The organism is Variovorax sp. OAS795 (genome assembly GCF_040546685.1).
Taxonomy (GTDB): domain Bacteria; phylum Pseudomonadota; class Gammaproteobacteria; order Burkholderiales; family Burkholderiaceae_C; genus Variovorax.
Window position 1 is genome coordinate 3180148 of record NZ_JBEPOH010000001.1, and the last position, 22746, is coordinate 3202893.

At 67.6% G+C, this 22746-nt stretch carries 20 protein-coding genes; 4 read left to right on the forward strand and 16 right to left on the reverse strand.

From position 1 onward, the window contains the following. Window positions 1–21: 21 nt before the first annotated feature. The 11 genes from ABID97_RS15375 to ABID97_RS15425 all read right to left on the reverse strand — a co-directional run bounded on the left by ABID97_RS15375 (window position 22) and on the right by ABID97_RS15425 (window position 12887). Window positions 22–417, reverse strand: a complete 396-nt coding sequence (locus tag ABID97_RS15375) for a DUF934 domain-containing protein (RefSeq protein ID WP_354399313.1) — start codon at window positions 415–417, stop codon at window positions 22–24. Next, window positions 414–2192 carry a nitrite/sulfite reductase gene (locus tag ABID97_RS15380; protein WP_354399314.1) on the reverse strand — a complete coding sequence of 593 codons (1779 nt, stop codon included), beginning with the start codon at window positions 2190–2192 and terminating at the stop codon, window positions 414–416. Before ABID97_RS15380 ends, ABID97_RS15375 begins: the two co-directional genes overlap by 4 nt. Window positions 2193–2520: 328 nt before the next feature. After that, complete coding sequence (locus tag ABID97_RS15385; protein ID WP_354399315.1) at window positions 2521–3339, reverse strand: M55 family metallopeptidase; 819 nt, start codon at window positions 3337–3339, stop codon at window positions 2521–2523. After that, window positions 3336–4415, reverse strand: a complete 1080-nt coding sequence (locus ABID97_RS15390; protein ID WP_354399316.1) for a DmpA family aminopeptidase — start codon at window positions 4413–4415, stop codon at window positions 3336–3338. Before ABID97_RS15390 ends, ABID97_RS15385 begins: the two co-directional genes overlap by 4 nt. A gap of 18 nt (window positions 4416–4433) precedes the next feature. Further along, window positions 4434–5363, reverse strand: coding sequence for a glutathione ABC transporter permease GsiD (gene gsiD, locus ABID97_RS15395; RefSeq protein WP_354399317.1), 930 nt, complete (start codon window positions 5361–5363; stop codon window positions 4434–4436). A gap of 10 nt (window positions 5364–5373) precedes the next feature. Further along, entirely contained in the window at window positions 5374–6294 is a 921-nt protein-coding gene (gene gsiC, locus ABID97_RS15400; RefSeq protein ID WP_354399318.1) for a glutathione ABC transporter permease GsiC, read from the reverse strand. A 132-nt stretch (window positions 6295–6426) separates the two neighbouring features. Next, window positions 6427–7977 carry a glutathione ABC transporter substrate-binding protein GsiB gene (gene gsiB / locus ABID97_RS15405; RefSeq protein ID WP_354399319.1) on the reverse strand — a complete coding sequence of 517 codons (1551 nt, stop codon included), beginning with the start codon at window positions 7975–7977 and terminating at the stop codon, window positions 6427–6429. A 56-nt stretch (window positions 7978–8033) separates the two neighbouring features. Beyond that, window positions 8034–9911: a dipeptide ABC transporter ATP-binding protein gene (locus ABID97_RS15410; protein WP_354399320.1), complete on the reverse strand. Its 1878-nt coding sequence runs from the start codon at window positions 9909–9911 to the stop codon at window positions 8034–8036. A 22-nt stretch (window positions 9912–9933) separates the two neighbouring features. Next, window positions 9934–10890 carry an isoaspartyl peptidase/L-asparaginase family protein gene (locus ABID97_RS15415; RefSeq protein ID WP_354399321.1) on the reverse strand — a complete coding sequence of 319 codons (957 nt, stop codon included), beginning with the start codon at window positions 10888–10890 and terminating at the stop codon, window positions 9934–9936. Further along, window positions 10887–11849, reverse strand: a complete 963-nt coding sequence (locus tag ABID97_RS15420) for a MurR/RpiR family transcriptional regulator (protein ID WP_354399322.1) — start codon at window positions 11847–11849, stop codon at window positions 10887–10889. Before ABID97_RS15420 ends, ABID97_RS15415 begins: the two co-directional genes overlap by 4 nt. A gap of 144 nt (window positions 11850–11993) precedes the next feature. Then, window positions 11994–12887, reverse strand: a complete 894-nt coding sequence (locus ABID97_RS15425) for a LysR substrate-binding domain-containing protein (RefSeq protein ID WP_354399323.1) — start codon at window positions 12885–12887, stop codon at window positions 11994–11996. 84 nt (window positions 12888–12971) lie between these two features. Between ABID97_RS15425 and ABID97_RS15430 the strand changes: the two genes are divergently transcribed. Together ABID97_RS15430 and ABID97_RS15435 are read left to right on the forward strand one after the other, a co-directional pair. Next, a complete protein-coding gene (locus ABID97_RS15430; protein ID WP_354399324.1) occupies window positions 12972–14144 on the forward strand; it encodes an NAD(P)/FAD-dependent oxidoreductase in 1173 nt (390 codons plus the stop codon). 45 nt (window positions 14145–14189) lie between these two features. Further along, a complete protein-coding gene (locus ABID97_RS15435) occupies window positions 14190–15221 on the forward strand; it encodes a class I fructose-bisphosphate aldolase (RefSeq protein ID WP_354399325.1) in 1032 nt (343 codons plus the stop codon). Between the two features lie 2 nt (window positions 15222–15223). Here the strand turns inward: ABID97_RS15435 and msrA are convergent, their stop codons facing one another. The 5 genes from msrA to ABID97_RS15460 form a co-directional block, all read right to left on the reverse strand. Then, entirely contained in the window at window positions 15224–15928 is a 705-nt protein-coding gene (msrA, locus tag ABID97_RS15440) for a peptide-methionine (S)-S-oxide reductase MsrA (protein ID WP_354399326.1), read from the reverse strand. A gap of 132 nt (window positions 15929–16060) precedes the next feature. Then, window positions 16061–17569, reverse strand: coding sequence for an alpha/beta hydrolase family protein (locus ABID97_RS15445; protein WP_354399327.1), 1509 nt, complete (start codon window positions 17567–17569; stop codon window positions 16061–16063). Between the two features lie 205 nt (window positions 17570–17774). After that, a complete protein-coding gene (locus tag ABID97_RS15450) occupies window positions 17775–18677 on the reverse strand; it encodes a transglutaminase family protein (RefSeq protein WP_503012773.1) in 903 nt (300 codons plus the stop codon). Window positions 18678–18757: 80 nt separating this feature from the next. Further along, window positions 18758–20599 carry a bifunctional tRNA (5-methylaminomethyl-2-thiouridine)(34)-methyltransferase MnmC2/FAD-dependent 5-carboxymethylaminomethyl-2-thiouridine(34) oxidoreductase MnmC1 gene (gene mnmC / locus ABID97_RS15455; protein ID WP_354399329.1) on the reverse strand — a complete coding sequence of 614 codons (1842 nt, stop codon included), beginning with the start codon at window positions 20597–20599 and terminating at the stop codon, window positions 18758–18760. A 7-nt stretch (window positions 20600–20606) separates the two neighbouring features. Next, complete coding sequence (locus tag ABID97_RS15460; protein ID WP_070060844.1) at window positions 20607–20879, reverse strand: oxidative damage protection protein; 273 nt, start codon at window positions 20877–20879, stop codon at window positions 20607–20609. Window positions 20880–21015: 136 nt separating this feature from the next. On the opposite strand from ABID97_RS15460, the gene ABID97_RS15465 reads away from it, so the two are divergent. Together ABID97_RS15465 and ssuE are read left to right on the forward strand one after the other, a co-directional pair. Then, the gene (locus ABID97_RS15465; protein WP_354399330.1) at window positions 21016–22041 is read left to right on the forward strand and encodes a sulfate ABC transporter substrate-binding protein; all 1026 of its coding nucleotides are present in this window, start codon (window positions 21016–21018) and stop codon (window positions 22039–22041) included. Window positions 22042–22059: 18 nt separating this feature from the next. Beyond that, entirely contained in the window at window positions 22060–22644 is a 585-nt protein-coding gene (gene ssuE / locus ABID97_RS15470; RefSeq protein ID WP_354399331.1) for an NADPH-dependent FMN reductase, read from the forward strand. Window positions 22645–22746: the final 102 nt, after the last annotated feature.

A 22746-nucleotide genomic window follows, 5' to 3' on the forward strand; every position in this document is an offset into this window, starting at 1 on the left:
GTCGGAGGTTCCCATGCGGGCTCAGGCGGCGGCCGCGAAGTGCGGCACGGTCTTGACCGCGTCGCCCTGGTAGAAGGCGGAAAAACGGTCGAACTGGCGCTGCGCGTCGGTGGCGTCCACGCCTTCCTTCAGCACGGCGCTGGAGAAGCCGGTGCGCTCCATCTGCACCAGCTGGTCGATCAGCACGTCGCCGGTGGCGCGGATGTCGCCCTTGAAGCCGAGCCGGCGGCGCAGCAGGAAGGCCTGGCTGTAGGCGCGGCCGTCGGTGAACTTCGGAAAGTTCAGGTCGATGCGCTCGATGTCTTCCAGGCACACCTCGATGGCGAGCGGGTCGGCATCGTTGGGCAGCTGCAGCACCTTCGGGTCGCCGTCGTCAATGTGTTCCTCGGCGGCCAGGATGTTCAGTTTGCGGCTCATGCTGCTTCCTCCTCCTTGAAGCGCGCACCGTTGGCGGCGGCCTTGAAGGGGTCCTGGCCCACGCGGCGAAGGGTGTCGATGAAGGTCTCGCCGCCTTCGCGCGTGTCGCGGTAGGTGGTGAGCACGGCCTCGATCACGCCCGGCACTTCGGCCGCCGAGAACGAGGGTCCGACCACCTTGCCGGCCTGCGGCGTGCCGCTGAGCGCGGAACCGTCGGAGCCGCCCAGGGTGACCTGGTACCACTCCTTGCCGTCCTTGTCGACGCCCAGGATGCCGATGTGCCCGCTGTGGTGATGGCCGCAGGAATTGATGCAGCCGCTGATGTGCAGGTCGATCTCGCCCAGGTCGTCGAGCTCGTCGAGGTCTTGGTAACGCTCGGTGATGGCCTCGGCGATCGGAATGGAGCGCGCATTGGCCAGCGCGCAGAAATCGCCGCCGGGGCAGGCGATCATGTCGGTGAGCAGGTGCACGTTGGCGCTGGCAAAGCCGGCCGCGCGGGCCGCGAGCCACAGCGCATGCAGGTCTTCGGCATGCACCCAGGGCAGCACGACGTTCTGGTCGTGCGTGACGCGGGCTTCGCCGGCCGAGAAGCGGTCGGCCAGTTCGGCCAGCGTGTCGAGCTGGTCGGCCGAGGCATCGCCGGGCGCCTGCTTCAGGCGCTTGAAGGAGAGCGTCACGGCGCGCAGTGCGGGGTTCTTGTGCGCGGCCACGTTGCGGGCCAGCCAGCGGGCGAACAACACGTCGTCGGCGGCATGGGCGCGCAGCTCGGCGTCGGTCTTCTCGGCGCTTTGCAGCACGCGGGTCGCGAGCGTCGGCGGCACGAAGGAGGCGGCCACGCGGTCGAACTCTTCCTGCGTGATGGTGTGCGGTGCGCCGTCGTGCTCGATGATCTGCTTGTATTCGGCCTCGACATCGTCGATGTAGCGCTGGCCTTCGGCCTTCACCAGGATCTTGATGCGCGCCTTGTAGATGTTGTCGCGGCGGCCGTAGCGGTTGTAGACCCGGATCACCGCTTCGAGGTAATTCATGATCTGCTGCCACGGCAGGAACTCGCGCAGCACGGTGCCGATGATCGGCGTGCGGCCCATGCCGCCGCCCACCTGCACGCGAAAGCCGATCTCGCCGGCTTCGTTCTTCACGATCTTGAGGCCCACGTCGTGCCAGCCGGTGGCGGCGCGGTCTTCGGCGGCGCCGGTGATCGCGATCTTGAACTTGCGAGGCAGGAACGCGAACTCGGGGTGCAGCGTGCTCCACTGGCGCATGATTTCGGCGTAGGGGCGCGGATCGGCGATCTCGTCGACCGCGATGCCGGCGCGCTCGTCACTCGTGATGTTGCGGATGCAGTTGCCGCTGGTCTGGATGCCGTGCATGTCCACCGAGGCCAGCAGGTCCATCACGTCGGCCGACTTGGCGAGCGGGATCCAGTTGTACTGCACGTTCTGGCGCGTCGAGAAATGCGCATAGTGCGTGGGCAGCTTGTGGCTGCCGAGCAGGCCCTGCGTTTCGATGGCCTTGCGGTAGACCTCCGCTTCGGGCTCGTCGTACTCGCGGGCAATGCGGGCCAGCACGCGCAGCTGGCGGCTCGAAAGTTCGCCATAAGGCACGGCCACGCGAAGCATGGGTGCATAGCGCTGCACGTACCAGCCGTTTTGCAGCCGCAGCGGGCGAAACTCGTCTTCGGCAAGCTTGCCCTTTTGCCAGCGCTCGAGCTGGTCTCTGAATTGGGCAGCGCGTTGGCGAACGAACTGGCGATCGAAGTCTGTGTATTGGTACATCGTGTGATTCTTGAAGAAGGTGCGGTGCCGCACGTCCAACGGGGCGCCCCAGCAAGAAGCCGCGATTTTGTAAGCGCGGCTTATGGAAGCAAACTATTTTTTGGTTCGCGCTTTATGCGGATAAGCTTATTCTTCAATGCCCATGCGGGTTTCCGGGCGGTTGAATGCTTATTCTGGATAAGGCGGGAGTACTCTCGCAAGGCAAGGATAACGCCCGCGGGCGATTCGCGTTTGTCCACTCTCTCCCTGGGGAGAGGGCAGTTGCGCAAGGTTTACCGCTGCCGGCCCTCACCCCAGCCCTCTCCCGGAGGGAGAGGGAGTAATACTTTCAGCGCAGCATCGACGACATGGCTGAACAGCAGTTCAGCATTCGCACCGCAGCTTCCACGGTTTCGGCGGTGAATCGAAGGGTCACGCCGTCGACACGCTCGAAAGCTGGCCACTGGCAGAACAGGTCGGCCATCGCCGGCGACTGGGTGCGCAGCGTGACCACCTGCGGACCCTTGAAGACCAGCGGTCTTGCATCGGCGCGCCCGGCCAGCGCTTGCATCACGCCGGCCCGGATCGCCTCGCGCGACTGCTCGGGCGACAGCGACACGCCGCTGGTGAATCCGGTGGCGCGCTTGGTCTCGACAAAGACCGCCCGCGGAAAGAGCGCCCGGTTCTCGGCGATGAACACATCGTCCCCGCTGGCCATGACGACCGGCGCGCCGTATTCGCCCGCCAATGCGCCATAGAGTCCGGCTTCGCCCAGTTCCTGGTCGCCCAGCCGGATGCCGGCAAAGGCAAAGCTGTTGATGGTGTGGGCCAGGATGCCGCGCCCCTGCGCGCGCGAGTGGTAGCCCACCATGCAGACGGCGTCCACGCCTTCCTCGACGCCCGCCACCATGCTCAGGTAGCGCGGCTTGCCCTGCACCGCGCGGGCGCGGGGGTCGAGCACGTCGGGCGGCATGTTGCGAAAGCCGCCGTGCGAGTCGTTGACCAGCACTTCGGTCGCGCCGGCCTCGAAGGCACCCGCAATGGCCGCGTTGGCCTCTTGCGCCATCAGCAGCCGGGCGCGCTCGAACTCCGGATTGCCGGGGCGCGTCTGCTCCGCGTGGTAGACGCCCGCGACGCCTTCGATGTCGGTGGAGATCAGGACTTTCATGGGGCGTTCGTCGGTGCGAGAGAAGAAAGAGCGGAAGAGGGCAGCAATTCGGTCAGCGTCGCCCGGTGGTGGCCGTCGCGCCCGGTCACGGGCGTGGCGTGCCACAGTGCATGAAGTATGGCTTGCTCCGTGCTGTCCGCGGCGGCCTCGAACAGCCCGTCGAGCAGGCTCTCGTGCACCATCGCGATGGCGGGCATCGGGCGCTGCGCAACGTCGGGCACGGTGTAGGCGGTGGAAAAGGCCAGCACGATGTCGCCGCTGCCGTGGCCGAAGACCGAGCCGGTGCGTGCCAACCCCGCGCCCGCGCGCAGCGCCAGCCGGCGCAGTTGGCGAGCGTCGAGCGGCGCGTCGGTGGCCAGCACGATGATGATCGAGCCCTTTTCCGGCTCCCTCGATGTCCGGCTGCCTTCCGCGGCCAGCCTGGCCACCAGTTGCTCGCCGACCGAATGGCCGGCCAGCACCAGTTGCGACGGCCGGCCGTAGTTGGCCAGCACCAGCGTGCCGACCGTGTGCACGCCGCCGTGCTGCGACGACACGCGGCGCGATGCGCTCCCGATGCCGCCCTTGAGCTGGAAGCACGACATGCCGCGCCCGGCGCCCACGGAGCCTTGCGCGAAGTCGCTGCCGGCGCTCTCCAGCGCATGCAGGTAGTCGTCCTCGCTCACCGCCAGGCGCTGGATGTCGTTGAGAAACCCGTCGTTGCACTCGAACACCAGCGGGTTCACCGTGGGCAGCGCCCGGCCGCTCTCCGGGTTGGCTGCCACGCAATGGCGGATCTGCGCCGTGGACACGGTGCCGACGGAGAAGGTGTTGGTCAACGCGATCGGCGTCTCCAGCACGCCAAGCTCGGCCATCTGCACGAGGCCCACGCTCTTGCCGAAGCCGTTGAGCACCACGGCGGCAGCCGGCACCTTGTCGCGGAACGGGTCGCCGGCATGGGGCCGGATCACCGTCACGCCGGTTTGCACCGCGCCGTCATCGAGCGTCCGGTGGCCGATCGTGACGCCTTCGACGTCGGCGACGGTGTTGCGCAGGCCCTGGGGCAGGTGGCCGATGCGGGGTGGATTCAGTGCCATGAAGCAGAAAGGAATGGCCTACTCGCGGTCGATCTTCGGGTCGAGTGCATCGCGCAGCGCGTCGCCCAGCAGGTTGAAGGCCAGCACGGTGAAGAAGATGGCCAGGCTCGGGAACAGCGCCACGTGGGGCGAGGTGACCATGTCGGCACGCGCTTCGTTGAGCATGGCGCCCCACTCGGGTGTCGGCGGCTGCGCGCCCATGCCGAGGAACGAAAGGCTCGCCGCCGTGATGATCGACGTACCCACGCGCATCGAGAAATACACCACGATCGAAGAGATGGTGCCCGGCAGGATGTGCCGCACGATGATGGTCCAGTCCGATGCGCCGATGCTGCGCTCGGCCTCGATGTAGGTCTGCTGCTTGAGCACCAGCGTGTTGCCGCGCACCAGCCGCGCGAAGGCCGGCACGCTGAACACCGACACCGCCACCACCACGTTGGTCATGCTGCTGCCCAGGATTGCGACCACGCCCAGCGCCAGCAGGATGCCCGGAAAGGCGAAGAGCACGTCGGAGATGCGCATCACGATGCGGTCCCACCAGCCTTCGTAGTAGCCCGCGAGCAGGCCGAAGGCGGTGCCGACGAAGCCGCCCACCAGCACCGACAGGAAGCCCGCGGCCAGCGAGATGCGCGTGCCCATCAGGATGCGGCTGAAGATGTCGCGCCCGAGCGGATCGACGCCGAACCAGTGCGTGGCCGAGGGCCCGGTGTTCAGCATGTCGTAGTCGAAGAAGTTCTCCGCATCGAAGGGCACGATCCACGGCGCGAACACCGCGATGAACACCAGCAGCAGCACGAAGGCCGCGGCGACGATGCCCACCGGTTGCTTCTTGAAGCGGCGCCAGCATTCGCCCCAGGGCGTGCGTACCTTGCCTGCGGTCTGCACCGCGGCCACGGGGGAAAGGGGAACGATGGTTTCGGCGGCAGGCATGCCGGAAGCTTGCGTCATGGCTGCTTGCTCACTTGTAGCGGATGGTGGGATTGATGAAGCCATACAGCACATCGACCACCAGGTTGATCAGAATGAACTCGAGCGAGAACAGCAGCACCAGCGTCTGAATCACGGGGTAGTCGCGCATCTGCACGGCATCGACCAAGAGGCGGCCGAGGCCGGGCCAGTTGAAGACCGCCTCGACCAGGATCGAGCCGCCGAGCAGAAAGCCGAACTGCAGGCCCATCATCGTGACCACCGGAATGAGCGCATTGCGCAGGCAGTGCTTGACGATGACGGTGCGTTCGCGCACGCCCTTGGCGCGTGCGGTGCGCACGAAGTCTTCCTGGATCACTTCGACGAACGATGCGCGGGTGAAGCGGGCCATCACCGCGGCCACCGCCGCGCCCAGCGTGATCGAGGGCAGGATGTAGTGTTTCCAGCTGCTGGCACCCACCGTCGGCAGCCAGCCGAGCTGGACCGAAAAGATCTGCATCAGCAGCATGCCGAGGGCGAATGCCGGAAACGAGATGCCCGACACCGCCAGCGTCATGCCGAGCCGGTCGGGCCACTGGTTGCGGAACACGGCCGAGACAATGCCGATGCCCATGCCGAAGATCACGGCCCACACCATGCTGGTGATGGTCAGCATCACCGTCGGGAAGAAGCGCTCGGCAATCTCCGTGGACACCGGCCGCCGCGTGCGGATCGAGGTGCCGAAGTCGGCCTGGAGCATGTGGGTGAAGAAGTTCGCGAACTGCTGCGGCAGCGGCTTGTCCAGGCCCAGCTCCTGGCGCACCATGGCCACCGTCTCCTCATTGGCATCCTGGCCGGCGGCAAGGCGCGCCGGGTCGCCGGGCAGCATGTGGACGAACAGGAACACCAGCACCGCCACGATCAGCAGCGTGGGAACGAGGCCCAACAGTCGTTTGAGAAAGTAATTCAGCATGGCATACAGACAGTCACCCCTCATTGGGGCCTAGGGGCCGATCGGGAGACACCGCGGAACCGGCTTTGCCGGGCCGCTGGTCGCCCCCTCGAGGGGGAGGCGGCTACACGAAGTGAGCCGCTTCGGGGTGGGTCACTTCGTTTCGATGGCGTCGATGTTGATGTTGCCGTCAGGCATCACGAACACGCCCGACAGGCGCTTGGCATGCGCCGACAGGTTCTGTTCGGTCACCAGCGGCACGCGCGGCAGGTCCTTGCGGATCTCTTCCTGCGCGGTCTTGTAGAGCGCGGCCTTTTCCTTCTCGTCCACCGTCACCAGCGCCCTGGCCAGTGCGTTGTCCACCACCTCGCTCTTGTAAAACGACATGTTGTTGAGCTTGGGCGCCCAGGCCTCGGAGGCGAACAGCGGGCGCAGGCCCCAGTCGGCCTCGCCGGTCGACGACGACCAGCCGGTGTAGTACATGCGCACCTTGGCCGTCTTGGGATCGGGCCATGCGTCGACCTGCTCGGTGCGCTGGCCCACTTCGAGCGCCTGCACCTGCAGCTTGATGCCGATCTGCGCGAGCTGCTGCTGCACGAACTGGATGGTCTTCTGGCTCGTGGTGTTGTTGTAGGCGCTCCACAGCACCGACTCGAAACCGTTGGGGTAGCCGGCTTCGGCCATCAGCTCCTTGGCCTTCTTCACGTCGTAGGGAATCGGCGCCATCTTCTCGGCGTACTTCACGCCCTGCGGCACGATGCCCTGCGCGGGGAACGCATAACCGCCGAACGCGACCTTGGCCAGCGCTTCCTTGTTGATGGCGTAGCCGATGGCTTCGCGCACCTTCGGGTTGTCATAGGGCTTCTGCAGCATGTTGAAGGCCAGGAAGCGCGTGATGATCGAAGGGATCGCCACCACTTCGAGCTTCTCGCTCTTCTTCAGCAGGTCGGCCTGCTCGTAGGGAATCGGGAACGCAAAGTCCGCTTCACCGGTCTGCAGCATTGCGGCGCGGGTGTTGTTCTCGAGCACCGGCTTCCATGACACCGTGTCGACCTTCGGGTAGCCCTTCTTCCAGTAGCCGTCGAACTTCCTGGCCTTGACGGCTTCGGTCTGCTTCCACTCGACGAATTCGAACGGGCCGGTGCCCACGGGGTGGAAGGCGATGTCCTTGTTGCCCCACTTCTTGAGCGCCGTGGGCGAGATCATCGCGGCCGAGGCATGCGCGAGCGAGTTGATGAAGGGGCCGAAGGGCTCCTTGAGCGTGATGCGCACGGTGGTGGGGTTGAGCGCCTCGACCTTGCCCACGCGGTTGAACTGGTTGTAGCGCAGCAGCTTGTTGTCCTGGTTCAGGACGCGGTCCAGCGTGAACTTGACGGCCTCGGCGTTGAAGTCGGTGCCGTCGTGGAACTTCACGCCGGTGCGCAGCTTGAGGGTGTAGACCAGGCCGTCCTTCGAGACCTCGTAGCTCTCGGCGAGCACGTTCTGCACCTTCAGGTCCTTGTCGAACTGGAAGAGGCCTTCATAGAAGGTCTTGGTTACCGCGGTGGTGATGGTGGTGTTGGTGTTGTAGGGGTCCAGCGTCTCGGGCTGGTAGCCGATCGACAGCACCACGTCTTTGGCGGCCAGGGCCGTGCCCGATGCGCCCAGTGCGGCCAGGCCCAGCAGTGCCGATGCCCATCGCAGGGAGGAAGAAGATTGCTTCATGGAAAGAACTCCGGTCGGTTCGAGAAAGAAAGCAGGAGGGCCTGCGGGTTGGAAAATCAGAACGCGCCGCCGATGGCGTGGCGTGCAACGAAGTGGCCCGGCGCGACCTGCACCAGCGGCGGCACATCGGGCTCGTCGCCCACGGCGCGGATCGGGCTCGGGATCTCGCCTTCGAGCAGCGCGCGCGGCTTGTGGCGGCGCGACGGATCGGCCACGGGCACCGCGGCCATCAGCTTGCGGGTGTAGGCGTGCTGCGGCGCCTCGAACACCGCGCGCCGCGGGCCGATCTCGACGATCTGCCCGAGGTACATCACGGCCACGCGGTGGCTGATGCGCTCGACCACGGCCATGTCGTGCGAGATGAAGAGAAAGGCCACGCCCAGTTCGCGCTGCAGGTCGAGCATCAGGTTGACGATCTGCGCCTGGATCGACACGTCGAGCGCCGACACCGATTCGTCGGCCACCACCACCTTGGGGTTCAGGGCGAGCGCGCGCGCGATCGCGATACGCTGGCGCTGGCCGCCCGAGAACTCATGCGGATAGCGCTGCGCCACTTCGGGAGGCAGGCCGACCTTCTGCAGCAGCCAGTCGACCCGCTGCTGCGCCTCGGCGCCCTTGGCGATGCCGTGGATCAGGAGCGGCTCCATGATCGAGAAGCCGACCGTCACGCGCGGATCGAGCGAGGCGAACGGGTCCTGGAAGATGAACTGGATGTTGCGGCGCAGCGCCTGCAGCTCGCGCGTGGGCAGCTCGCGGATGTTCCTGCCGCCGAACTCGATGGCGCCGCTCTGGCTTTCGACCAGGCGCAGCAGCGAGCGGCCCGTGGTCGACTTGCCGCAGCCCGATTCGCCCACCAGCGCCAGCGTCTCGCCGGGATAGAGATCGAAGCTGATCTTCTCGACCGCATGCACGCGGCGCTTCACGCGCCCGAAGATGCCGCTGCGCACATCGAAGCGCGTGACGAGGTCGCGCACGCGCAGGATCGGGCCCGCCTCTTCGCGCACGGTGGTTTGCGGCTGGGTATCGGCGCACGGCACGGTGTCCGGGCTGCCTTCGGTGCGCAGCAGCTCGAACTTGGCGGGCAGGTCGGTGCCCTGCATGGCACCCAGCTTGGGCACGGCCGACAGCAGCGCCCGGGTGTAGGGGTGCTGCGGTGACGAGAACACGCTGTCGGAACTACCGGCTTCCACCTTGTCGCCGCGATACATCACCAGCACGCGGTCGGCAATCTCGGCCACCACGCCCATGTCGTGCGTGATGAAGAGCACGCCCATGCGCATCTCCTTCTGCAGCTCGCGGATGAGCTGGAGGATCTGCGCCTGGATCGTCACGTCCAGCGCGGTCGTGGGCTCGTCGGCAATCAGCAGCTGCGGCTTGCACGAGAGCGCCATGGCGATCATCACGCGCTGGCGCATGCCGCCCGAGAGCTGGTGCGGAAAGCGGTCGAGCACGTTGCGCGCCTCTGGAATGCGCACCAGCTCCAGCATGCGCAGCGCCTCGGCGCGCGCCGCCGCATTGCGCTTGCCCTGGTGGATGCGGATGGCTTCGGCAATCTGGTCACCGGCGGTGAACACCGGGTTGAGCGACGTCATCGGCTCCTGGAAGATCATTGCGATGTCCGCGCCACGAATGCCGCGCATCGTGGTGTCGCGGGCCTGCGCCAGGTCGAGCACTTCGCCATTGCGCCGACGGAACGCCATGCGCCCGCCCAGGATGCGGCCACCGCCGTGCTCGACCAGCCGCATCAGCGCGAGCGAGGTGACCGATTTGCCCGAGCCCGATTCGCCCACCACGGCGAGCGTCTCGCCATGGTCGACGTGGAACGAGAGATTCTTGACGGCATCGACGGTGCGCTCCGAGGTCGAGAAGCGCACGTTGAGGTCGTCGACGGCGAGGACGCGGCCGTCCGGCAGGGCGAGGGCAGGGGTGGACATGAAGTGCGAATAAAGGAGGGCGTCAGGCGAAGATGGCCGTGACCGGGGATGCGTCGCCGCGGGCGTGGCCGCGGTACATGCCTTCGCTGTTGAAGGCAAGGCTCAGGTGGCCGTGCCGGTCGACGGCGATCAGGCCGCCCGTGCCGCCGATGGCCGGCAGCGACCGGTGCACGACCGCATGCGTCGCCTCATCGAGCGTGGCGCCGCCGTAGGCCATGCGGGCACAGACGTCGTAGGCGGCCGCCACGCGGATGAACATCTCGCCGCTGCCTGTGCAGGAGACGGCGGCGGTGCGGTCGTCCGCATAGGTACCGGCGCCGATCAGCGGCGAATCGCCGATCCGGCCGACGCGCTTGTTGGTCATTCCGCCGGTCGAGGTGGCCGCTGCCAGGTGGCCGTGCATGTCGAGCGCCACGGCGCCCACGGTGCCGAACTTCTTGTCTTCGTCGAGCGGCGGCGTCATGGCGGCGCCTTCATGGTCGGTCACCACGCGGCCGGTGTCGCGCACGCGGTAGAGCTGCTGGCGGCGCGCATCCGTGGAAAAGAAGAAGGGCTCGACCATTTCAAGTCCGTGCTCGCGCGCGAATGCTTCGGCACCGGGGCCGGCGAGCAGCACATGGGCGCCGTCCTCGAGCACGGCGCGCGCTGCGCGCACAGGACGGCGGATGTGGCACACGCCGGCAATCGCGCCCGCGGCCAAGTTCGCACCGTCCATCACCGCGGCGTCGAGCTCGTGGGTTTCCTCGTGCGTGAAGACCGCGCCATGGCCCGCATTGAAAAGCGGGCACTCTTCGAGCAGTTCCACTGCGAGGCAGGTGGCGTCGAGCGCGGAGCCGCCCTGGAGCAGCACCGCCTGCGCGGCGCGCACGATGTCCTGCAATGCGTCGTGGTAGGCCTGGGCCTGCGTGGCGCTGGTCGTTGCGGCGCTGATGGTTCCGGCGCCGCCGTGAATGGCGATGACGGGCGTGACGTTCTTCATCGGGAGGCTTTCTTCCTTGTCTTGCGGACGCCGGCCGCCGTTGCGGCACCGGGTGGCGTGGCGGCATCGGGCCGCGGCAGCCCTTGCGCGCCGTGCAGCCAGGGCCGCACGGCCTGCAGGATGCGGCTCGCGGACTGCACCGCGCGCGGCGCGCGCAGCGCCACCGCGCTGGTCAGCGCCTCGATCAACGCGAGCACGCTGGTCTCGCAGTTCGGGCGGTAGCTGGTTTCGGTCTGGCAATAGAGCACCACGTCGGCCAGCGGCGCGATCGGCGAGCTCGGCCGGTCGGTCAGCGCCAGCACGGCGCAGCCCTGGCCCCTGGCAATCTGGGCCAGTGCCACCGTGTCGGTGAGGTAGCGCGGAAAGGTCAGGCCGATGAACAGGTCCTGCGGCCCCGCGTGCATCAGGGTGCGCGCCGCATGCGTCACCCCGCTGACGCTGGAGAGCATCCGGACGTCGTTGCAGCTGCCATCGAGCCCGTGCTGAAGCAGCCCCGCGAGCCAGGCACTGGCGCCAAAGCCGGCAATGTAGACGGAGCGCGCCTTGCCGATGCGCTCCACCGCGGCCTCGCAGGCGGCGTAGTCGAGCGACTGGCGGGTGGCCTCGATGTTGCGGCGGCTTTCGTCGAGCGCGGTGGCGAACACCTCGGCCACCGTGGTCGGATGCGCAAGGTTGCCGCGCAGCCGCTCCACCGGCGCCACCAAGGATTCGAACCCGCGCACCAGCTCCGCGCGGAAGGTGGCGTAGCCGTCGAAGTCGAGCGCCCGCGCGAAGCGGTTCGCCGTGGCGACCGACACGCCCACAGCGGCTGCGAGCTCATCGATGGGCAAAGTCGCAACCTGCAGCGGGTGTTCCAGCACGAAGTCGGCCACCTGGCGATGCGAACGCGTCAGCCGCGGCAGGGCGTGCGCGATGCGCTGGGCCACGGTGGTGCCTGTGTTGTCGACGTTGGTGCTCATGCGTGCGGTCGTGCACCCCAAAAGGGGCGATGGATGAAAACGAGTTTACAAATATAAGACAAAAAAGAAAATTTTCTGTCATTTTTGGTTGAATGAGCAAATTGCAGGCCAGCAGGGGCCCGCTCGAACGCTATGAAGGCCCGGTCAGCCGGGCGTGAGCCCCAGCACCCAGTGCTTGAAATGCTCCAGCGCCCCGGACGCCGGACGGCCTTCCGGATGCGCGAAGTAGTAGCCCTGGCGCACGTCCAGGTGCCGGTCGATGGGGACGACGAGTTCGCCGGTGCGCAGTTCGCGCTCGATCAGGATGCGCGGCGCCAGGCCCACGCCCATGCCGGCCGCCGCGGCGGCGGTGACCATGGTGAAGAGCTCGTAGCGTGGCCCGCGCGAGGCATGCACGGTGTAGTCCCAGCCTTGCTGCGCATACCAGTCGCGCCAGGCGTGCGCGCGCGTGCCCAGGTGCACGTGGCGGCAGCGCCCGAAGGCTTCTTCGTCCCACGGACCGTTGGCATCGCGGAATGCCGGGCTGCAGACCGGCACCATCTCGCCTTCGGAGAAGATCAGGCCGCCCTGGGTGCCGGGCCAGAACTGGTCGCCGAAGTAGATGGCCGCGTCGTAGGCGTTTTCCTGGAACGAGAAGGGCTGCGACCGGGCCGAGAGATTGACGGTGATGTTCGGATGCCGGCGGCTGAAGTCGGGCAGGCGCGGAATGAGCCACTGCGTGGCGAAGGTGGGTACCACCGCCACTTCGAGCACGAAACCCATGTCGTGGCCGGCGCTGATCTCCAGCGTGTCGCGGCGGATCTGGTCGAGGTGGCGGCGGATGCGCGCCGCGTATTCGCGCCCGGTGTCGGTGAGCGTCAGGCGCCGGCGCACGCGCGAGAACAGCGCCACGCCCAGCCGCTGCTCGAGCGTGGCGACCTGCCGGCCCACGGCGCTTTGTGTCAGTGCGAGTTCGGCCGCCGCACGGGTGAAGCTCCCCAGCCGCGCGGTGGCCTCGAAGGCCTGCAGGGCACCGAGGTTGGGAATGTCTTTTCTCATCGTTGCTATTCTGCGTGCCGGGCTCGCGCTTTTTTGCGGCGCTTGGGACAATGGCTTCTCTGCGGGCAGCAAGAAAGGGATTTCATGCGTCGTGTGGTGATCATCGGCGGCGGCGCCATTGGCTCCGCCATCGCTTATTTCCTGAACCGGGACCCGCAGGAGGAACCGTTCGAGGTCACCGTGGTCGAGCGCGACTTTTCCTATACGCAGGCCTCGTCGGCGCTGTCGGCCAGTTCGATCCGCCAGCAGTTCTCCACCGCCATCAACATCGAGATGTCGCTCTACGGCATTGCGTTCTTCCGCGCGCTGGGCGAAACCTTGCGCGTCGGCGACAACGTGCCCGACATCGGCCTGGTCGAGCCGGGCTACCTGTATCTCGCGCCGGAGGCCGGTGCCGGCCTGCTGCGCGAGAACCATGCATTGCAGAAGGCGCATGGCGTCGACGTGATGCTGATGGGCCCCGACGACCTGGCGTCACGCTTCCCCTGGCTGTCGACCGAGGGCATCGCGCTCGCATCGCTGGGCGTTTCTGGCGAGGGCTGGTACGACGGCTACAGCCTGTTGCAGGCGTTCCGCAAGAAGGCGATCTCGCAGGGAGCGCTCTATGTGCAGGCCAAGGCGACCGGGCTGCGGTGCGAGGGCCGGCAGGTGAAGGGCGTCGAACTCGATCTTGGCAACGTTCTTGCGGCCGACGTGGTGGTCAATGCCGCCGGGGCCTGGGCGGCCAAGGTGGCCGACTGGGCCGGCATCGACCTGCCGGTGCGCGGCCGCCGCCGCATGGTGTTCAGCTTCTCGTGTCCCGAGACGCTGCCGGGCTGCCCCCTGGTGATCGACACCTCGGGCCTCTGGCTGCGCCCCGAAGGCCGCCGGTTCATCTGCGGCTTTGCGCCGCCCCAGGACCGGGACCGCGACGATGCACCGCTCGAAGTCGACTACCGCGTGTTCGACGATTTCATCTGGCCTGCGCTGGCCCGGCGTGTGCCCGCCTTCGAGGCCATCCGCATGACGGGCGCCTGGGCCGGCTACTACGAGATGAACCTGTTCGACCACAACGCGATCCTGGGCCGGCACCCGGACTGCGAGAACCTGTATTTCGCCAATGGCTTCTCGGGGCACGGCCTCCAGCAGTGTCCGGCAGCCGGGCGCGGCGTGGCCGAGCTCATCCGCTACGGCGAATACCGCGGCCTGGACCTGTCGCCGCTCTCGTTCGCGCGGATCCTGGAAAACCGGCCGCTGGTCGAGAAGAACGTGATCTAGCCGGACGCCAGGCACCGGCGTACGATCTTTTCAAGCGAGGTCACCATGACTGCACAGGCACTGATCGATACCGCACGGGCGCTGGTCGCCGGCGACAAGGGCTTGCTCGCCATGGACGAGAGCAACGCCACCTGCCACAAGCGCTTTGCCAAGCTGGGCATTCCCCAGACGGAGGCCGCGCGGCGCGACTGGCGCGAGCTGATCGTCACCGCGCCGGGGCTTGGCGCATGCATCAGCGGCGCGATCCTGTTCGATGAAACCATTCGGCAGCAAACCGGCACGGGCGCATCGTTCGTCGCGGCGCTCGGCGCGGTGGGCATCATTCCGGGCATCAAGGTCGACACCGGCGCCAAGCCGCTGGCGGGCCATCCCGGAGAGACGGTTACAGAGGGGCTGGACGGCCTGCGCGAGCGCCTGGCCGAGTACGCCGACATGGGCGCGCGCTTTGCCAAATGGCGAGGGGTCATCAAGCCCGGCCCCGGCCTGCCCAGCCGCGCATGCATCGAGGTCAATGCCCACGCGCTGGCCCGCTATGCGGCCCTGTGCCAGGAGGCGGGCCTCGTTCCCATCGTCGAGCCCGAAGTGCTGATGGACGGCGACCATTCCCTGGCACGCTGCGCGGAAATCACCGAGGAAACCCTGGCCGCGGTGTTCGCCCAACTGCGCCTGCAAGGCGTGCTGCTCGAGGGCATGCTCCTGAAGCCCAACATGGTGCTGCCCGGACAGGCGTGCGCGCAGCAGGAGAGCGTGGAAGAAGTGGCCGACGCCACGGTGGCGTGCCTGCTGCGCACCGTGCCCGCCGCGGTGCCGGGCATCGCGTTCCTGTCGGGTGGCCAGTCGGCCCAGCTCGCTTCCGCCCGGTTGAATGCGATGAACGAGCGCTTCCGGGGCCGGCTCCCATGGGCGCTCGCGTTTTCATATTCGCGCGCCGTGCAGCAGCCGGCACTGGACGCCTGGAAAGGCGACGCCGCCAACATCGAGCCGGCGCAGAAGGCGCTCGTGCATCGCGCGCGCTGCAACCAGGCGGCGCGCCGCGGCGCATACGATGCACTCGCCGATGCGCCTTCAGGCGCCTGAGTTCACCCGCCTTTTGCCGCGTTCACCAGCACGGGCGTTGCGCGGTAATTCTCGGGAAACAGCTTCTTGAAGTTCTCGATCTTCGGCATGTCGTGGATCACGATGTAGGCATGCCGCGGATTGCGCGTGAGAAAGTCCTGGTGGTAGGGCTCGGCGGCATAGAAGAGCTTGGACATTTCGATTGTGGTCGCGAGCGGCTTGCCGAAGGTCCTGGCCTGGTTCAGCTGTGCGATGTAGTCCCTGGCCACGCGAGCCTGCTCGGGGTTCTCGGGGAACACGGTGGAGCGGTATTGCGGACCGGTGTCCGGTCCCTGCCGGTTCAACTCGGTCGGGTTGTGCGCCACCGAGAAAAATATCTGCAGCAGCCTGCCGTAGCTCACCTGCTTCGGGTCGTAGACGATGCGCACCGCTTCTGCGTGGCCGGTGCGGCCGGTGCCCACCTGCTCGTAGCGCGCAGTCTTCGCTTCGCCACCCGCATAGCCCGACACCGCGTTGCTCACGCCCTTCACACGCTGGAACAAGCCCTGCACGCCCCAGAAGCAGCCGCCGGCGAACACGGCGGTTTCGTAGATGGCGGTGGGCGGGGTCATTACATCGAACCTGGGCGGCGGCACGCGCTGCGCCGGCTCGGCGGCGAACGAGGGGCCTGCCTGCCAGGCCAGGGCTGCGGCCGCCAATGAGGAGGCGGCGAGTGCGAGGAGTCTCATGCGTGATCCTTGGAGGCGAGTCCGGCGCAAGGCCGATGGCGCGACATTGCCGCCGTTTCAAACGGCCGTCAATGTCGCTTCCCCGCCTCCTGCGGCAGGAGGGCCGCTCGCGCGGCCTTCTTCACCTGCCGCTCAGGTTGGGCAGGGGCGGGCGGCCGCGGCGCCCGGACGTGTCGCCTTGCTGGTGTTGCCTTCGTCCACCGTGCCCAGCGGCCGTGTGAACGTGCAGCCGTAGGCAGGGTTCGCCACCGTGGCTGCGGTGATCACGTCGTCGCCCGCAGGCTTCACGCCGTCGCGCTCCCACTTGACCATCGCGTCGAAGGCTTCGACCTGCTCGGCGAGCGTGAAGTCGCAATGCGAGATGCCCCGTACCGCGCGCTGCACCAGCCAGGCGCTGTTGCCCTTGTCCGCCACGCGCCGGTTGTAGATCTGCTCCATGCTGAACGGCACGTAGAGGTCGCCCAGCGTGTGCAGCGTGACCACGGGAATCTTGAACTCGCCGTTGGCCTTGGGGATCCAGCGCAGGCCATCGGTGCGCAGGCGGTTGGCGTCGGCCGCGACGGTGAGCTTGAGCACCGAGGCGTTCAGCGCCGTGCTTCCCGGCACGTCGCCATCGATCGTGTAGGTGAAGCGGTTGGTGTCGAGCGTGCTCCTGTTCAGGATGCCGTTGACCGTTCCGTCGCTGCCGAACACGCCCCACACCGCCGCGAACGAACCGCCCTGCGTGAAGCCCAGGTCGAACATGGGCCGCTCCCCGCCCGTCAGGTTCTTCACGACCGAACCGAACTTCAGGCCCGTGGCCGTGGGCGTGCCCGGGAACGCGGTGTACAGCGTGCCGGTCACCTGCGTCCGGATGTCGAGCCAGTTGACGGTCGGGTACTTCGGCAGTCCCGCCAGCGCCTGCGCCGCGACCTGGGCTCCCGCGAAGTAGTCGAACAGCTCGGTGTCGCCGACCACGCCGCACATCGGAACCGCGCCGTTGTACTTCACCTTGTGGTTGGCGGTGGCGTAGGCCTCGTCCTCGATGGCCGCCGCGGTGATGTGGCCGCCCATCGAATGGCCGGTGATGTAGATCCTGGAGGGCGCCGCAAGCTCGCGGCCGTTGGCCTTGGCGATGGCATTGAACTGAAGGGCCAGTGCGTTGGTGTCTTCCACGCCCGCGCGCACGTCGTAGAAGTTCTTGCTGTAGCTCGACGCAGCCCAGGCGTAGCCGTTCTGGATCAGGTACCGGCGGATGGACGGGTTGTCGACCTTCAGCAGGTTGACGTCGCCGGCATAGCCATGCGCGTACATCACCAGCTTGCCGTTCCAGTTGGCGGGCACTTCGACGCGGTACTGCGCACCGCCGAGCATGCCGGCCCAGCGGCTGGTGGTGGCGTTGTCGACGCTGTCGCCGGCATCGGCCGCGAGCGCGGCGAAGGTGGTGGCAGACGCATCGGCGGGCGCGAACGAGTTGCGGCTGTCCTGCAGCCGGGTCTCTTCGGGCGGTGGTGGCGGCGGTGGAGGAGGTGGCGGCGGCGCAGGGGCCGGGGCGGGCGGCAGCGGCGTGAAGGCGAAACCGTTGCCCCCGCCACCGCCGCCGCAGGATGCGACGGCAAGGCTGGCGGCAAGGGCAAGAAGTGTCAGGCGCGCGGAATGCATGGGGTGTCTCTCTCCGTTTTCTTGATGTTGGGAAGAAGCCGGCACAGCGCAGCCTCGCCCGACCGTAGAGAACGACCGTGCTATTTCGCTGACCGGCGGGGCAGCGTAGGGGCGTTGCAGGGCGCGCCGGTCCGGGCTTTCCCGTAGCTGCTATCGCCTGCGCGACAGGTGCATGACACCTGCGCGAGACCTGCGCGGAAGACCCTCAGCCTTCCTTGCGGCGCGTCACCACGACCGTGGCCTCGAGCCCTTCGTAGGCCTCGGCGTCGCCATACCAGCTGCCGGAGATCGGCGCGGCCTGCGCCGGATCGCGCGTGACGCCGACGCGGATCAGCTGGCCGCTGCCCATGAGGTTGTTGGTCGGGTCGAAGGCGAGCCAGCCGATGCCCGGCAGGTAGGCCTGCAGCCACGCGTGCGTGGTGCCGGCGCCCGTCATCGATTCGCCGGGCGCCTGGGCCGCGCGATCGAGCGCGGCGTCGTAGAGATAGCCCGAAACGAAACGGGTCGCGATGCCGAGGCGCCGCGCGGCTTCCATCATCAGGAGCGCGTAGTCGCGGCAGCTGCCGCTGCCCAGCGCCAGCGTCTGCAGCGGCGTCTGCGTGCCTTCCTCGTCGCGCGCCTTGTATTCGAGGCTCTGGCCGATGTGCGCGTTCATGCGCGCAAGCACTTCGCGCGTGCTGTTGGGCTGGTCGGTGCGCAGGAACTGGTGCGCCCAGCGGATCAGCGTTCCCTGCGCGTTGTCGTCGTGGTGCGGGCGCAAGTAGTGTTCGAGGTCGAGCCGCTCCTGCACCGAATAGGCGAAGGGCAGGAACTCGGCGGCCGGATCGAGCGCCAGCTGGTCCTGCTGCGCCGGCACGTGCTCGATGGTGAACGAGCACACGATGCGCAGCTCCATGGCCTCGCCCATGGGCTGCACGAGCGCAACCGAGTTCGAATGCGGGTCCTGGATCAGCCGCGTGAACGACTGCGGGCTCACCTGCAGGTCGGTGGCCAGCACCCGCAGGTCATGGCTGTCGCGCGGGCGGAACATGACGCGATGCAGCCCGAAGGTCACCGGTTTCCTGTAGCGGTAGACGGTGGTGTGCGTGATGTCGTATTGAATGGCCATGCGGAGCATTCTCCCGTGTTGGAGGCGGCCATGGTTGCCGCAGGCGGCCAGTTGCCGCCGAATGCGGCAAATGAGTGCGTTCAGGACCGGGTGCGTTGCGTGCCCAGTGCCTTCGCCAGGTTGGCGGGCAGCGGCAGGGGCTCGCCATGCCATTGCGCAGCCAGCAGCTCGGCGCACAGCGCCGCGAACGTGAGGCCGCGTGAACCCAGCGCGGTGCAGGCCCAGACGCCCGGCTCGGAAAGCGGGCCGGCCAGCGGGCGGCGGTCGCCCGAGGCGCACCGAACGCCCACCCACGTCTGGGCCCCGCCACGCGCGAATTCCGGTGCCAGCGCTGCCGCGGCGCCGGGGTGCAGGCGTTCCAGGCGCGCGCGGTTTGCATCGGTATCGGCCGCTCGAGGGGCCAGGTGCGTGCTGTCGCGGTCGAAGGTGGCGCCGGCAAGCCAGAGCAGGGTGCCGTCATCTCCGGGCACATGGGCAATCAGATGGCCGTCGCCGTTGAGCGGCGTGCTTGGCAATGCAAGGCCGTCCGCCATGCGCCCCCACGCGACTTGCCCGCGCACCGACTGCAGCGGCAGCGCCGGCGCAAAGCGGCCCGATTCATGGCCCGCCGCGACGACCACGCGATCGGCTTCGGCCAGCAAGCGATCGGCGGCATCACAGAGCTGCAAACCACCGGCGCTGCGTGAGAGGCGCGCGACCGGTGCGTGGCCGAGGAACTCGACGCCGGGCTCGCGCAGCCAGGCTTCGATCAACCGGGCAGGCCGGACCCAGCCCGCTCGCGCATGCCAAAGCGCGGGCGCGCCGGCCGGTAGGCCTGCATCCGCCAGCTGCGCGGCATTTGCAGGCCAAGATTCGTTCGGGCCGCTTGCGTTCCACCCGACAGGCACGCGCGTGTCACCGTCGGGCCGGCGCTCCAGCACGCCGCTGCCACGCCATTCGCGGCCTTCTTCCAGCAGCCGGTCCAATTCCAGCCAGGTGGCGCGAATGCCCGCACGCGTGAGCCGTGAGAGCAGGGCTTCGTCAGGCGAGACATGCGGCGCGAGGACGCCGACCGGCAGGCCGGAGGCGCCGGCGGCGGGACGCTCGGCCGCATCGAGCACCGTGACTTGCCACCCGCGCCGCGCGAGGCTGGCCGCAACCGCCGCGCCAGCGAGTCCGGCACCGATGACCGCGCAGCGCCCGGGCCTTTCGACATGCGCGGACACGGGGCCGCGTCGGCGCACCGTCCAGGCCGGGGCGAACACGCCGGCGAGGCGGTCGCGCCTGGGCGGCAGGCCTTCGCGCCTTTCAAGCTGGAAACCGTTCTGCGCGAGCACGTCGCGCACCCCTTGGGCATAGGTCCAGCTGGCAATGCCGGTGCCCTGGCGTGCAAAGCGCGACACGGCCTTGAGCGTGTCGGGCGACCACATGGCGGGGTTGCGCTCGGGACTGAAGCCGTCGAGAAAGATGCTGTCGGCCTCGAATCGCTGCGTACGCAGCATGGCCTGCACATCGCCAATGCACAGCGTGAGCAAGACCCGGCCTTCGTCGAAGGCCAGCCGGTGAAAGCCCGGCAGCAGCCCGTGCCACTGCGCCACGAGTTCTTTGGCGAGCGCGGCCAGTTCGGGATACGCCCCGGCGGCGCGCAGCAGGTCTTCAGGGCCGACCGGGTGCGCCTCGACCGAGACGAAATGCAGCAGCCTAGGCCGGTGGGCGTCCGCGCGCCAGGCCTGCCAGGCTGTCAGGAAATTGAGCCCCAGGCCGAAGCCGGTTTCGAGAATCCGCCATTGCGGCTGCCCGGACCAGGCCCCCGGCAGGTCGCAGCCGCCCAAAAACACATGGCGCGATTGCGCCAGCGCACCGGTTTCGGTGTGGTAGACGTCGCCGAAGCGCTCGCTGTACGGCACGCCGTCGGCGCGCCAGGCGACGGGCGCGGCGGCCAAGGCGGGCTCAGTTCGAGGGGGGGACGTAGCCCTGCGCCACGTCGGCGCCTTCGCCGAAGAAGTGCTTTTCCATTTGCCGCGCCAGGTACTGGCGGGCGCGCAGATCGGCCAGATTCAGCCGGTTTTCATTCACCAGCATGGTCTGCTGCTTGAGCCAGGCGGCCCAGGCTTCCTTGCTGACGTTCTCCCACAGGCGCTTGCCCAGGTCTCCGGGATAGGGCGGGAAGTCGAGCCCTTCGGCCTCTTTGCCGAGTTTGATGCACTGAACCATGCGTGCCATTTTGGATGCCTCTGGTGGGGAAAGCGGTTGCTTAGTTGATTTCGCTATTTAGAACTGAGAACTCGGTCGTTCCAGTTTCTATATGTCGTATTGAGAATACGTGGCTTCATCGATATGCCTTTTTGAGACAGACACCATGAGCCTTCGCCGCGACTTTATCAAGCTTTCCCTGGGGGCCGGCGTGGCCGGTGCCATGGCCCTGGCGGCATTGCCGTCGTTTTCGCAGGGCACCGCGCCTGTGACGCTGCTCAACGTGTCGTACGACCCGACCCGCGAGCTCTACGTGGACTACAACCGCGCCTTCGCCAAATACTGGAAGGCCAAGACCGGCCAGGACGTGACCATCAAGCAGTCGCACGGCGGTTCGGGCAAACAGGCGCGCTCGATCATCGACGGCATCGACGCCGACGTCGCCACGCTGGCGCTGGGTGGCGACATCGACGCGCTGGTCACGCACGGTGCCAACGTGAAGGCCGACTGGCAGAAGCGCCTGCCGCAGAATTCGGCGCCCTACACCTCGACCATCGTGTTCCTGGTGAAGAAGGGCAACCCCAAGGGCCTGAAGGACTGGGACGACCTCGTCAAGCCCGGCGTGCAGGTGATCACGCCCAACCCCAAGACCTCGGGCGGCGCGCGCTGGAACTACCTGGCCGCCTGGGAATTCGCCAAGCGCAAGTATGGCAGCGACGCCAAGGCCAAGGAATACATCGGCAGCCTGTTCAAGAATGTGCCCGTGCTGGACACCGGCGCACGCGGCTCCACCATCACCTTCGTGCAGCGTGGCGTGGGCGACGTGCTGCTGGCCTGGGAGAACGAAGCCTTCCTGGCGCTGAAGGAGTTCGGTGCCGAAAAATTCGAGATCGTGGTGCCTTCGATCTCCATCCTGGCCGAGCCCACGGTGGCGGTGGTCGACAAGGTGGTCGACAAGAAGGGCACCCGCGCGGTGGCCGAGGAATACCTCAAGTACCTGTATTCCGACGAGGGCCAGGACATTGCGGGCCGCAACTTCTACCGCCCGACCTCGGAAAAGGCCAAGGCCAAGTACGACAAGCAGTTTCCCAAGCTGACGCTGGTGACCATCGACCAGGCCTTCGGCGGCTGGGCGAAGGCCGACAAGGCGCACTTTGCGGACGGCGGCTCGTTCGACCAGATCTACAAGTAAAAACCCGGAAAGCGCCCTGTGTCCGTTCTCCTGATTGCCGGCAGTCCTTCGGCCCCGTCGCGTTCCACCGCCTTGCTCGAGGCCGTGGCCGAGCGGCTCGCCGGCCGCAGTGCGCAGATCGAGCGGCTCGCGATCCGCGACCTGCCGCCCGCCGCGCTGCTGCTGGCCGACTGGAACCATCCGGCCATCCAGCGCGCGATTGCGCAGGTGGCGCATGCGCGCGTGGTCGTCGTGGCCACGCCGGTCTACAAGGCCGCCTACAGCGGCGTGCTGAAGGTCTTTCTCGACCTGCTGGCGCAGAACGCGCTCAAGGGCAAGACGGTGCTGCCGCTGGCCACCGGCGGCAGCCCGCACCACATGCTCGCGCTCGACTATGCGTTGCGGCCGGTGCTGCATGCGCTGTCGGCGCGCCACATCCTGCCGGGCGTCTACGCGACCGATTCGCAAATCACGCTGACGCCCGAGAACGCCTACCAGGTGCACGCCGACCTGGCCGAGCGGCTCAACGAGGCCGTCGAGGTGCTCGCCACCGAAGGGCTCAAGCTGCCCGCCACGCACGGCTTCGAGCCGGTGCCGTTCTCCCGGGTGCGATGTAGCGTCTGACGGTTCGTCGCCGAACCCTCGCGCAGCCCCTCCCGTCTCCGTTCCCTTTCTTGAAGCCGCCGACCGCGGCCAGGGGACAGCTTTGCCCAAAGGAATCCACAC